We start from the raw sequence: 11,788 nt of genomic DNA, 5'->3' as shown, positions 1-11,788 counted from the left end.
TAAAAAGTTATTTTTTATCTTCAAATAGTAAAAAATGAAAGAAAAATAAAACACATTTCCCTTAACAGTCGTTCTTTGTCCCACACCAACAAGTCGACGTAAAGTGACAACTCAAAAAAACAGACAAAATCTCTTTTGGATTATCTCCAATTAAGATTTTGTCTGTTTTTGAATGATAATTTAGTTCTTATTTCAGACCTATTTATTTGTCTTTCTTCGTTAAGATTGCAAGTGTTTCAAGAAGATTGTCAACATGAACTTCAATGGTATCACCTGTCGCTTTGATTTTGACTTCAACGATGCGGTCAGCTGCTTTTTTCCCAACAGTCACACGAATCGGTAAACCAATCAAGTCACTGTCACTGAATTTCACACCAGCGCGTTCGTTACGGTCATCTGTCAAAACTTCGTAGCCAGCTTTGACCAGCTCTGCTTCTAGTTGTTCTGTCAAGGCAAGAGTTTCCTCGTCTTTGACATTTACAGGGATTAGATGCACATCAAACGGTGCCAATTCTTTTGGAAAATTGATCCCCCAAGCATAGCGATAGTCTCCTTTTGGCGTTTTATTGACAAAGAGACGTGCATGTTGCTCCATAACAGCTGATAAGAGGCGACTGACACCAATACCATAGCAGCCCATTACGACAGGAACTGCACGACCATTTTCATCTAAAACAGTCGCATTCATGCTTTCTGAATAACGAGTTCCTAATTTAAAGATATGTCCAATTTCAATGCCGCGTGCAAATTTCAAAACGCCTTGTCCGTCTGGTGAAACTTCTCCTTCACGCACCTCGCGAATATCTACATATTCTGCTGTGAAGTCTCGCCCTGGATTGACACCTGTCAAATGATAACCGTCTTCATTCGCACCAACGACTGCATTGCGAACGTCCTCCACCTTGCGATCTGCGATGATTTGAACATCTTCTGGAAGATGAACAGGTCCAAGAGAACCAAAGTTTGCACCAAACAGTTCACGAACTTCTTCTTCGCTTGCCGGTTCAAAGAAATCAGCACCCAAATAATTTTTCAACTTCACTTCATTCAGTTGATCATTTCCAACAAGCAGAGCCACAATCGGTTTTTCATCAGCAATATAAACCAACGTTTTGATTGTCTGGCTTTCATCAACATGAAGAAAAGCAGCGACTTCATCAATTGACTTGCAATCTGGGGTTTCTACACGCGTTAATTCCTCTTCTGCTACAACACGATTGCTTGGTTTGTATTCATTTGTTGCCATTTCAAGGTTTGCAGCATATCCTGACTCACTCGAATAAACAACAGTATCTTCACCAGACACCAACCAGCTCGTCAATTCTTCTTTTATCGCTTCTTGTACGTCTGTCGGAATTTCATCAAAGCTAGTGACTGACTTGTCTAGGACAACCCAGCGCGTAAGGTCGGTACGGTCAGGTGTAATGGCCATAAATTCTTGGCTATCCTTTCCACCCATAGCACCACCGTCACCGATAATCCCTTTGAAATCAACCTCACTTCGTGTAAAAATATTCTCGTAGGCCGTCTTATACTCATCGTAAGTCACATCTAGGCTATCATAATTAGCATGGAAGCTATAACCGTCTTTCATGATAAACTCACGTGTCCGCAATAAGCCATTACGAGGACGCTTTTCATCACGATATTTAGCCTGAATCTGATAAAGATTAAGCGGTAATTGCTTATAAGATTTTACAGAATCCCGTACAATTGCGGTGAATGTTTCTTCATGAGTGGGCCCCAAGATAAAATCTGAACCTTCGCGATTTTTTAACTTATAGAGATCTTCACCGTAGGTATCATAACGACCTGATTCACGCCAAAGGTCGGCACTAAGGAGGGCTGGAGCTAACATTTCGACCGCACCGATTTTTTCAAATTCTTCTCGCATGATTTTCTTTGCTTTTTCGATCACGCGATTAGCCAATGGTAAGTAAGAGTAAACACCTGCTGAAATTTGGCGGACATAGCCCGCACGCAGCATAAGTGCATGACTGATGACTTGTGCATCACTAGGCATTTCACGTAGTGTTGGGATTAACATTTTACTTTGTTTCATAAATTCTTCCTTTTATTATTTTAAATTCACCTTTTAAAAGAAGGTTCTCATAATATCATTCCAGGTCACCGCAATCAGCAACACCACCATAATGGCGACACCTGCTAAAGTAACATAGGTTTCTGTTTCCTGCTTTAATGGCTTGCGACGAATGGCTTCAAGAAGATTGAGCACAATCTTTCCACCGTCAAGCGCCGGGATAGGAATGAGATTAAAAATACCAATATTCAGAGAGAGCATAGCTAAGAGAGCGATAACACTTTCAATTCCACCTTTAGCAGCGTCACTACTAGCTTTGTAAATCGCCACAGGTCCGCCTAGTTTATTGATGTCTGGGTGGAAAATTAAATTTTTTAAAGCGCCAAAGATGCGGAAACTAGCGTTCCAAGCCATGCTAAATCCGCCCGCAATCATAGACGGAAAATCCGATTTCAAGCCCGGCATCACTCCTAATAAATATCTACCTTGCTCTTTTTTAGGCTTAACTGTCAGCTCTTGAACTTTATTTCCGCTTTTAACAGTCACATTTAGTTCTGATTGCCCTTTACTGTTTTTTGTTTCAGACTGAACAGCCTGGGTCAAATCCGACCAATTCTTAATTTCAGCTTGACCAACTTTTAAAATCTGGTCATTATTTTTTACACCGGCCTGAGCCAAGGCACCGCCCTGTAAAACGCGAATGTGATTTGTATTGGGATTGGCAACGCCACCCTGCATAAAAATCAACAGCAGAAAAGCTACAATCCCTAAAATGAAATTATTCATTGGCCCTGCAAAGTTGGTAATGAGACGCCCGCCTAAACTAGCATTTTGATACTGCACATCAAGCGGAGCAATCCGAACCTCTGTGCCGTCTTCTTCTACAATTGTTGCATCATGGTCAACTGCATAGGTCTTTTGTTCATCTAGTACCAAACCAGTGATTTCAAGCTTGCTTTCTAAATCAAAGCCCGTCACATTCATCGGCAGAGCGGTTTGATCAATTTTCTTGCCCGAAAGATTGATTCGGACGACCTTACCTGCTTCATTTAAAGTCAAACTAGCAGGTGTTCCGGTTTTAATCTCGGTCGAATCTTCGCCCCAACCAGCCATACGAACATAGCCACCCAGCGGTAACATCCGAATGGTATACGCCGTACCGTCTTTTCCGATATGAGCAAAAATTTTCGGGCCCATTCCGATAGCAAACTCCCGCACCAAAATACCCGATTTTTTCGCAAAATAGAAATGTCCAAACTCATGAACGACCACAATAATTCCAAAAACAATGATAAAGGTGATAATTCCTATAATACCTGACTGCATTACACCAACCTTTCTACTTTCTGACACGATCATCTTACTGAATTGCACCCAGCAAATCAAGAATACTTCACTCGGCTTAAGATTTCCTTATAAAGTTCATTCACAAAGAGGCTGGCATGAACGTTCCCCAGACTCTTACAATATATTATTTTTACTACAAAACGCAGTGGTGAGAAACTCTGTTAACTTTAGTCAATTTAGAGTTCCCATGCACAATTGATTAGGTACTTTAGTGGCAATCAATCACTGCTGAGTGGCAGTTCTAATCCCTTGCTACGCAAGGTATGACGACCAACCCCTAGTCAACTGCATAAAGTGAAATGACAAAATCAATTTCTTGCGAAATATTGATTCTTTACGTCATCTTCTCAGATTTCATTTTTCTGTGAGTGACTATAAAACAAGCATGTTAGTCTGTCTCACTTCATTTTATCCTTCTCATTAGAACAATCCAAAGAAATGCATCAAGGGAAAGACAAATAGCATGCTGTCAAAACGATCTAACACACCACCATGTCCGGGTATAAATTTACCAGAATCTTTGACTCCAAAATGGCGCTTAATCGCACTTTCTACCAAGTCCCCAAACTGTCCTGCAATACTAAAGAATACTGTGAAAAGAAGCATGACAAACATATGATGAGGTGCGGCAACGTTTCTATCAAACAACATGAAAACAAATGTTACAAGGACTGCTGAAGCAATGCCCCCTAGACTGCCCTCAACAGTTTTATTTGGTGAAACTCGCGGAGCTAAGCGACGTACGCCATATCTCCGTCCGACCAAGTAAGCTCCGCTATCCGTTGCCCAGACGATAAACAAGGCTAAGAGCACTTTGTCAAAACCAGCCACCCGTGCATCTAGCAAAGCATTGAAGCCAATTCCCACGTAAAAACTCGCAGCGATTGGATAAGCCGCATCTTCAAAACTGTAATTTTTCCCTAGAACAGTTGAGCCTAATAGAAGAAAAACAACTAAACTATAGGCCACAACATTTCCGTCTACCGGCAAAAATTTCAAATAGTTTTCGAGTGGAATCGTCAGCACAAAACCTGCTAACATGGCTAAGACACCTTCTAGTGTGGTACTTCTCAGCCCTTTCATTTGCAGCAATTCATGAACACCCAACATGGCTAGAAGCCCCATTCCAATTTGCAGAAGAGCGCCTCCTATCATCAAAACTGGAATGAAGATAGCAAGTGCCACTCCGCCAAAAATAACACGTCTTTGTAAATCCTTATCCATAAATTCTCCTACACGCCGCCAAATCGACGATTTCGTTTACTATATTCTTCAATAGCTGCTTTCAAAGCTTTCTCATCAAAATCCGGCCATAAAATGTCTGTAAAATACAGCTCACTATATGCACTTTGCCAAGGTAAGAAATTACTCAAACGCAATTCTCCGCTCGTTCGAATGACCAAATCCGGATCGCGCAATAATCGAGGTAGATTGCTGGTTTGTAGATAATTGGCAATTATCTCTTCATCAATCTCGCCCGGACTGAACTTGGCATCTAACACATCTTGAGCAATCATTTTAACCGCCTGAACAATCTCAGCACGACCACCATAATTTAAAGCAAAATTAAGAATTAGACCTGTATTGAGTCGTGTCAATTCTTCTGCCTTACAAAGTGCCTCATAAGTTGCCTTAGGCAGACGTTCTGTGTCTCCGATCATTTGAATTTTTACGTTATTTCTATGCAACTCAGGCACATAACGGTCGTAAAATTCAACCGGCAAGTTCATGATAAAGCTGACTTCTTTTTCAGGACGCGACCAATTTTCTGTGGAGAAAGCGTAAACCGTCAATACTTGGACACCCAACTCTTTAGCTGCAATGGTAACGTTTTGCAAAGCTTCCATTCCAGACTTGTGTCCGAAAATGCGCGGCTGCATTCTCTTTTTAGCCCAACGACCATTCCCGTCCATAATAATACCGATATGTCTCGGTATTTGTAATGGAACTTCAATTTTTTCTTTTTTCTTAAAACTAAACATCTGCTTGTTTTCCTAATAAAGTTTTACATTTCATTATATCATAAATCCTCTAAAAATGGGATTTATGCTAAATTTCAGATAAAAAAGAAGCCGAAACATAGAAATTTTAGCTCCAACTTCTTTTTCACATTATTTTACGATAAAAATTAAATGCTTTATCTTTTTTAAATTCCTATTCTGCTAAAGGAATATTTGTTACTTGGTTAGCTTTGGCGTCAAAATAGCTAATTGACAACGTCAAAGTAGTAAAAGAATTATTCTTATAAGTTGTAAAAGAAACCTTTCAAACAAAAATAAAAAGAACTGGAGAAACTCCAATCCCTTTTTCTAGCTTAAAACACTACTATTCTTCAATAGCTGTATCTTCTGACATATCAACACTTCCGTCTGCACCAGCAACTGCTGTAATTCCCTCTGTGAGAGGTAATACGGTCTTGATAGCTGTTAATTCAAATGTCAAGTAAACACCGTCTACATCAAGGACAACTGTTTTCTTTTCAGTATCGACTTCATCAACCGTACCATACAAGCCACCAATCGTAATGACTTCATATCCTTTTTGTAGTTTGTTCAAGCTTTCCATCCGTTTGTCTGCTTGTTTCTTTTGAGAACGTTGCATGAAGAACATCAAGCCCATCATCACAACCAACATGATTAAAATTGAAAAACCGTTACCCATTTTAGTCTCCTTTAGATTTCATATATTATCTACTATAGCAGATTCCTAGAGGATTTACAAGGAGGGGCTGAAATTTCTAAAAGGATTCCTCCTTAAGCCTGACTAGCAGCGAATTCTTTTGACAGTATGCTCTGCTTTTTCCAAAAAGCGTAAAAAGTCCGCATAAGCGATATTGAGCGTTGTTGTATTGACAAAAGGATGAAAACCCACGGTCAAGTTCGGATCAACCTCCTCGTCCACAATCAGCTGGACTTTCTTTTCCTTATCAAAAAGCAACCCAAAAGGTGTAACCGCACCTGGCTCTACCTGTAAAAGCTCCTCCAGCTCCTTATCATTGGCAAATGATAATCGTTTTTCATCAAGGATTTCTGCCAAATGCTTGATATCTGCCGTTTTTTCGTCCCGCAAAATGACCAAATAAAATTGACGTCCCTTTTTATTTTTCAAAAAGAGATTTTTGACCTGTTGCCCCGGTAAGACGACTCCCTTTTCAGCCGCCTCAATAACGGAAAAAATTGGTTCATGATCCAGACGAACATAAGAAATTTTCAATTCATCTAATAAATGATAAATCATACTTTCCTTTGTCATCTTCACACCTCCGAGATAGAATTTTCTATTTTCATTATAGCACTTCTAGTTAGAAAAACCGAAGCAAGCCTCGGTTCTTTTTCTTGATAATTACTATTTCAAATTTTTCACAACTTCTATGACATGAGCAACGGTGAAGCCATACTCTTCCATTACCTTAGCAGCTGGGGCAGAGGCACCGAATTTGTCAATGCCGATAACAGCTCCGTCAAGTCCGACATATTTGTACCAAGACTGGGTTGCAGCCATTTCGATTGCAACACGGCGACGAACTGCATTTGGTAAAATTTCTTCTTTGTAAGCAGCGTCTTGTGCATCAAAGATGTCTGTTGACGGTACGCTGACAACGCGAACTTTCTCCCCTTGTGCTTCCAACTCTTTTGCAGCTGCAACAGCTAAGTTGACTTCAGAACCAGATGCCAGAAGAATTGTATCAAAACCATTTGCTGTTTCATATACAACATAAGCTCCTTTCGCCACCTTATCAAAGTCAGTTCCAGCTTCAACTGTCAAGTTTTGACGTGTGAGAACCAAAGCTGTTGGAGTTGATTGACTCTTCAGTGCCAAGTACCAAGCAGCCTGTGTTTCACGCGCATCTGCTGGACGCAAAACATTGAGGTTTGGAATGGCACGAAGTCCAGCCAAATGCTCAATCGGCTCATGAGTTGGTCCGTCTTCACCAACTGCGATTGAGTCATGTGTAAAGACATAGGTCACAGGTAAGCCTTGAAGAGCTGACAAGCGAACAGCCGCTTTAACATAGTCTGAGAAGACAAAGAATGTACCACCATAAACACGAAGTCCCCCGTGAAGTGCCATACCATTCAAAATAGTTCCCATAGCAAATTCACGCACACCGAATTGAATATTGCGGTTAAGGCGGTGGGTATCGTCTTGCAAACCGTCTTCTTTGATATAAGTCATATTAGAATGAGCGAGGTCAGCAGAGCCACCGAGGAATGTTGGAAGGACTTTTGCTGCGGCATTTAAAGCATCTTGGCTAGAATTACGAGTAGCTTGTGAGAAACCTGTTTCTACTACTGGGAAATCTTCTGGCTTGATCTCAACTGGATCTTGTCCAGCAATAATGGCAGCAACTTCATCAGCTAAGTCAGGATAGGCTTGTTTGTATTCTTCAACGAGTTTTTCCCAAGCATCATAGGCAGCTTTGCCACGTTCTGCAACATTGACCCGATAATCTTCGTAGACTTCTTCTGGAATTTCAAATGGTGCGTAATCCCAAGCAAGAGCTTTGCGAGTAGCCGCTGCCTCTTCTGCACCAAGAGGCGCTCCATGAACAGCATTTGTCCCTTGTTTATTTGGCGAGCCATAACCAATCACCGTTTTGACTTCAATCAATGACGGTTTGCCAGAAACTTTTGCAGCTTCAATCGCCGCATTGATTGCTTCTAAGTCTGTTCCGTCTTTAACCAAAGCTGTGTGCCAACCGTAAGCATTGTAACGGTCACGAACACTTTCTGTAAAGGAATCTTTCGTTTCTCCGTCCAAATTGATGCCGTTTGAATCATAAAGAACGATGAGCTTATCTAGCTTTTGCAGTCCAGCATAAGAAGCCGCTTCAGCAGACACGCCTTCCATTAAGTCCCCGTCACCACAGATGACATAGGTATAGTGGTCAAAGATAGTATAGCCTTCACGGTTGTACTTAGCAGCTAGGAAACGTTCTGCTTGCGCAAAACCAGTTGCCATCGAAATTCCTTGACCGAGGGGTCCAGTTGTCGCATCTACACCAGCCGTATGTCTAAATTCTGGATGTCCAGGCGTTTTAGAACCCCATTGACGGAAGTTCTTGATTTCGTCCATTGTGACATCTTGAAAGCCAGACAAGTGAAGGAGTGCATAGAGCAACATAGAGCCGTGACCTGCTGATAAGACAAAACGATCGCGATTGATCCAATTTGGCATTTCTGGATTGATGCGCATTTGCTTGGTAAACAAGTCATAAGCCATCGGTGCTGCACCCATGACAACACCTGGATGCCCAGACTTTGATTTTTCAATGGCATCAATTCCCAAAAAACGAATGGCATTGACAGATAAATTTGACATTGACTTCTCCTTTATAATACTACCCTTTCAGTAGCTATTTTTTCTACACTATCATTATATGAAAATTATCCGCATATCGCAATGTATACGGATAATTCCCACTTAATTTTTTATAGTAAAGCCTTAAATTGAATATTTGAATCGTGCTCGAAGCAATCATCAAAACCACGTGGATGGTGGTATTCAATTCTGTCTTTGTCTTGCGGATAAGTGTATTTACCGCCGACTTCCCAAATGAATGGATGGAATTGATATTGCAAACGCTCTTTGCGCATTTTCCAGAGGGCAAGAATCTCATCTGTCGAAGCCATGAAATTAGACCAGATGTCGTAGTGAACTGGAATAATGACTTTAGCACGAAGGTTTTCAGCCATACGAAGCAAATCAATTGAAGTCATCTTATCTTGAATACCGATTGGGTTGTCACCGTAGTTGTTAATCGCCACATCAATATTGAAATCTTTTCCGTGTTTGGCAAAATAGTTTGAGAAGTGAGAATCTGCACCGTGATAAATCGTACCGCCCGGTGTTTCAAAGACGTAGTTGACTGCTTTACGCGCCATTTCTTCGTCAGTTACAGCAAGTCCTTTCAACTCACCGTCTTGAGCATCCGCACCGTCAACTGGAAGTGTCACTAAGCAAGTCCGGTCAAAGGATTCCACAGCTGTAACCTTTATATCTTTAAACTCAAAGCTTTCGCCCGGTTTGATAATCATAATGCGTTCTTCTGGAACGCCCCATTTTTTCCAAATTTCACCACATTCGTAAGGACCAACAAATTTCACATGGTTCAATTTCGGATTGTTGACGATAGCTGCAGCAGTATTGATGTCAATATGGTCGCTGTGGAAATGAGAAACAAGGTAATAGTCCAGTTCGTTAATCGCAAATGGGTCAATCACCATTGGTTGCACACGGAGATTTGGTTGCAATTTACGTACACCTGCCATATTGGCCATTTGGTGACCACGCACCATGTCTTTGACCTTTTTGGTTGATTTTCCGCGATTGGACCAGAGATCCATAACGACATTAGCACCGCCAGGGGTTTTAATCCAGACACCGCAGTTTCCTAGCCACCACATAGCAAAGTTACCTTCCGGTACAACTTCTTCTTCAATTTCTTCATTGAGCCATGTTCCCCATTCCGGGAAAGTGGATAAAATCCAAGATTCTCTTGTGATTTCTTTTACATTTGACATTGCTTATCCTCCTCAAGATATTTTATTCTACATTCTTAGTATAGCTCCCTTCAATAGATTAAAAAAGACCAAATAAAGCACATGTCTGTGTTCAAGATTGGACTATTTTTCACAACTAAAAAAGCCGGGAATTTTATCCCTAGCCAGTCATCTTATTTCTTTCATTCTTCCGTTGAAGTTGATAATAATTCTTCGTTGACAAGTTTTTGAATTTTATTTTTCAGCTCTTGTGTGCGCGTTGAATCCTTGAGGTATTGTGACAAAAGTCGTTCTAAATCTTGACTAAATCGCACGCCTTTAGTAGAAAGAGCTTGATCTTTCACAAAAGAAGTAATATTCAATACATCCTCGTAATCCAAAATGGGCTGAACCTGTATCGTTGGCAAAGTGGTTTCCAAACCATCATTTGTCGTAATCAATAAATCCACATCTAAAATGTCTTCGACGCTTTTGAATTGCTCTGTCGTAAAAACAGCACTTAAATTTTCATTTGGTAAATGATACAAGCACTGTTTGAGTAGCAATTTCTGCACAGCTACTCCTTCATCACAGACTAAATAAATCCGTTTGGCATCTTGTTTTTCAGCACGATTATGTTTTAAGAATCCACCCATATGAAGAGCAAGATAAGCAACTTCATCATCAGTTAGTGAAATAAGCCATGCTTCCTCCAAAATCACAGAGCAAGACTTGGTGACTGCAAACAAATCTGCATATTTTTCCTTGATCTGTCGTGTCAATGGATTTTTAGACAGAATGCCGTAGGTTTTACGAAACAGCAAAGCCTTGCAGTGCGTCAATAAATTTCGCAACAAATCTTCTTTATTTTCAATTTCAAAGTGCGAACTAACTTCAAACCGCCAGATAAACTCATCAATCGCTTCTTTTAATTGGACAAAATCTTGACTGGTTGCATGAATATCCCTGTCCTTTCGGTAAGAAAGCAAAAGAACGGCTAAGAGAGAAATTTCAATATCATTTAATTGCAAGCCAAATGTTGCCTGTAAATTACTATTCAAATTCTTGGCTGCTTGGTATTCTATCCGCTTGCGAATCAAGGTAAACTCACGCTTCAAATCTTCCTGTTCTTCCTCACTTAAAGCCATATTTCGACAGCTCAACAGAAGATATGGTAAGACTTGCAACATAAATTTGATTTCATGGCGATTGATTTTCTTACCTAAGTCTTGCTCTACATCTTGTACCCTTTGGTTAAGAAAGTCTTGTAAATCATCCGACAGAAGAATCTCATCACCAACAAAATTCCTTATCTTCTTTGTTAAAATCGTAACAAAACTATGATTTCCCTCTACAAAAATGTGATACAAGAGAGAATGAACATATTGGATTTTATTGAGTGGATGACATTTTAAAAAATATCCTTGCGCTTTCGTGGAAGCGAGATTGACTTGATACTGCTCCGAAGCCAACTGATTGCGGATTTCATTCAAATCATTGAGAACCGTATTGCGGGATACTTCTGTCAATTCCATTAGCTTTTCAATAGTCACACGCTCCTTAGCAATACAGATATAAAGCACAGTCAGCTGCATACGCTCGGTCATGCTCATGACATAGCTATAAGAGTCAACGCCTTCCAATAACGCTTGGCAGAGTTCTTTTTGGTGTGCGGTTAAGACGATCCCTACTCTAGGACGGCTGCTAATGATTTCGCCGGCATCCGCTAAGGCATCATTGATTTTTTCTAAATGATAATAGATTTTCCTCCGCGATTGACTGGTTGTCCGTGAAATGGTCATAATCGTTTCTGGCTCTTCCAACTCAACGAGGTATTTTAGTAAATCACAACTTGTTTGATCCAATAATATCATCATTTACTCCTTGAAAGGGATTGCAAACCATTATAACATCTTTT

At 40.5% G+C, this 11,788-nt stretch carries 9 protein-coding genes; all 9 read right to left on the bottom strand.

Annotated features, from left to right (window positions below; all coding sequences use genetic code 11):
- Positions 1–202: 202 nt before the first annotated feature.
- Entirely contained in the window at positions 203–2,062 is a 1,860-nt protein-coding gene (locus tag HMPREF3249_RS01875; RefSeq protein ID WP_070867460.1) for a proline--tRNA ligase, read from the bottom strand.
- Between the two features lie 33 nt (positions 2,063–2,095).
- Positions 2,096–3,367: a M50 family metallopeptidase gene (locus HMPREF3249_RS01870; protein WP_070867459.1), complete on the bottom strand. Its 1,272-nt coding sequence runs from the start codon at positions 3,365–3,367 to the stop codon at positions 2,096–2,098.
- A 441-nt stretch (positions 3,368–3,808) separates the two neighbouring features.
- On the bottom strand, positions 3,809–4,612 hold the full coding sequence (locus tag HMPREF3249_RS01865; protein WP_070867458.1) for a phosphatidate cytidylyltransferase: 804 nt from the start codon (positions 4,610–4,612) through the stop codon (positions 3,809–3,811).
- Between the two features lie 8 nt (positions 4,613–4,620).
- Entirely contained in the window at positions 4,621–5,370 is a 750-nt protein-coding gene (locus HMPREF3249_RS01860) for an isoprenyl transferase (protein ID WP_022526851.1), read from the bottom strand.
- A 343-nt stretch (positions 5,371–5,713) separates the two neighbouring features.
- A complete protein-coding gene (gene yajC / locus HMPREF3249_RS01855; RefSeq protein ID WP_049533286.1) occupies positions 5,714–6,049 on the bottom strand; it encodes a preprotein translocase subunit YajC in 336 nt (111 codons plus the stop codon).
- 102 nt (positions 6,050–6,151) lie between these two features.
- A complete protein-coding gene (locus HMPREF3249_RS01850; RefSeq protein ID WP_003028508.1) occupies positions 6,152–6,640 on the bottom strand; it encodes a prolyl-tRNA synthetase associated domain-containing protein in 489 nt (162 codons plus the stop codon).
- Positions 6,641–6,733: 93 nt separating this feature from the next.
- A complete protein-coding gene (gene tkt / locus HMPREF3249_RS01845) occupies positions 6,734–8,710 on the bottom strand; it encodes a transketolase (protein ID WP_070867457.1) in 1,977 nt (658 codons plus the stop codon).
- A 110-nt stretch (positions 8,711–8,820) separates the two neighbouring features.
- The gene (gene ulaG, locus HMPREF3249_RS01840; protein ID WP_070867456.1) at positions 8,821–9,912 is read right to left on the bottom strand and encodes an L-ascorbate 6-phosphate lactonase; all 1,092 of its coding nucleotides are present in this window, start codon (positions 9,910–9,912) and stop codon (positions 8,821–8,823) included.
- 161 nt (positions 9,913–10,073) lie between these two features.
- Positions 10,074–11,744: a BglG family transcription antiterminator gene (locus HMPREF3249_RS01835; protein ID WP_070867455.1), complete on the bottom strand. Its 1,671-nt coding sequence runs from the start codon at positions 11,742–11,744 to the stop codon at positions 10,074–10,076.
- Positions 11,745–11,788 lie beyond the last annotated feature (44 nt).

This window comes from Streptococcus sp. HMSC36C04, from assembly GCF_001839535.1.
Classification (GTDB): Bacteria; Bacillota; Bacilli; order Lactobacillales; family Streptococcaceae; genus Streptococcus; species Streptococcus hominis.
Note: the sequence above shows the minus strand (reverse complement) of the source record. Positions and strands in the feature narration are given on the sequence as shown.

Coding starts and splice junctions, on each gene's coding strand:
- HMPREF3249_RS01835 (WP_070867455.1), bottom strand. CDS start 11,744: ATGATATTATTGGATCAAACAAGTTGTGATTTACTAAAATACCTCGTT.
- ulaG (WP_070867456.1), bottom strand. CDS start 9,912: ATGTCAAATGTAAAAGAAATCACAAGAGAATCTTGGATTTTATCCACT.
- HMPREF3249_RS01865 (WP_070867458.1), bottom strand. CDS start 4,612: ATGGATAAGGATTTACAAAGACGTGTTATTTTTGGCGGAGTGGCACTT.
- yajC (WP_049533286.1), bottom strand. CDS start 6,049: ATGGGTAACGGTTTTTCAATTTTAATCATGTTGGTTGTGATGATGGGC.
- tkt (WP_070867457.1), bottom strand. CDS start 8,710: ATGTCAAATTTATCTGTCAATGCCATTCGTTTTTTGGGAATTGATGCC.
- HMPREF3249_RS01870 (WP_070867459.1), bottom strand. CDS start 3,367: ATGCAGTCAGGTATTATAGGAATTATCACCTTTATCATTGTTTTTGGA.
- HMPREF3249_RS01875 (WP_070867460.1), bottom strand. CDS start 2,062: ATGAAACAAAGTAAAATGTTAATCCCAACACTACGTGAAATGCCTAGT.
- HMPREF3249_RS01850 (WP_003028508.1), bottom strand. CDS start 6,640: ATGACAAAGGAAAGTATGATTTATCATTTATTAGATGAATTGAAAATT.
- HMPREF3249_RS01860 (WP_022526851.1), bottom strand. CDS start 5,370: ATGTTTAGTTTTAAGAAAAAAGAAAAAATTGAAGTTCCATTACAAATA.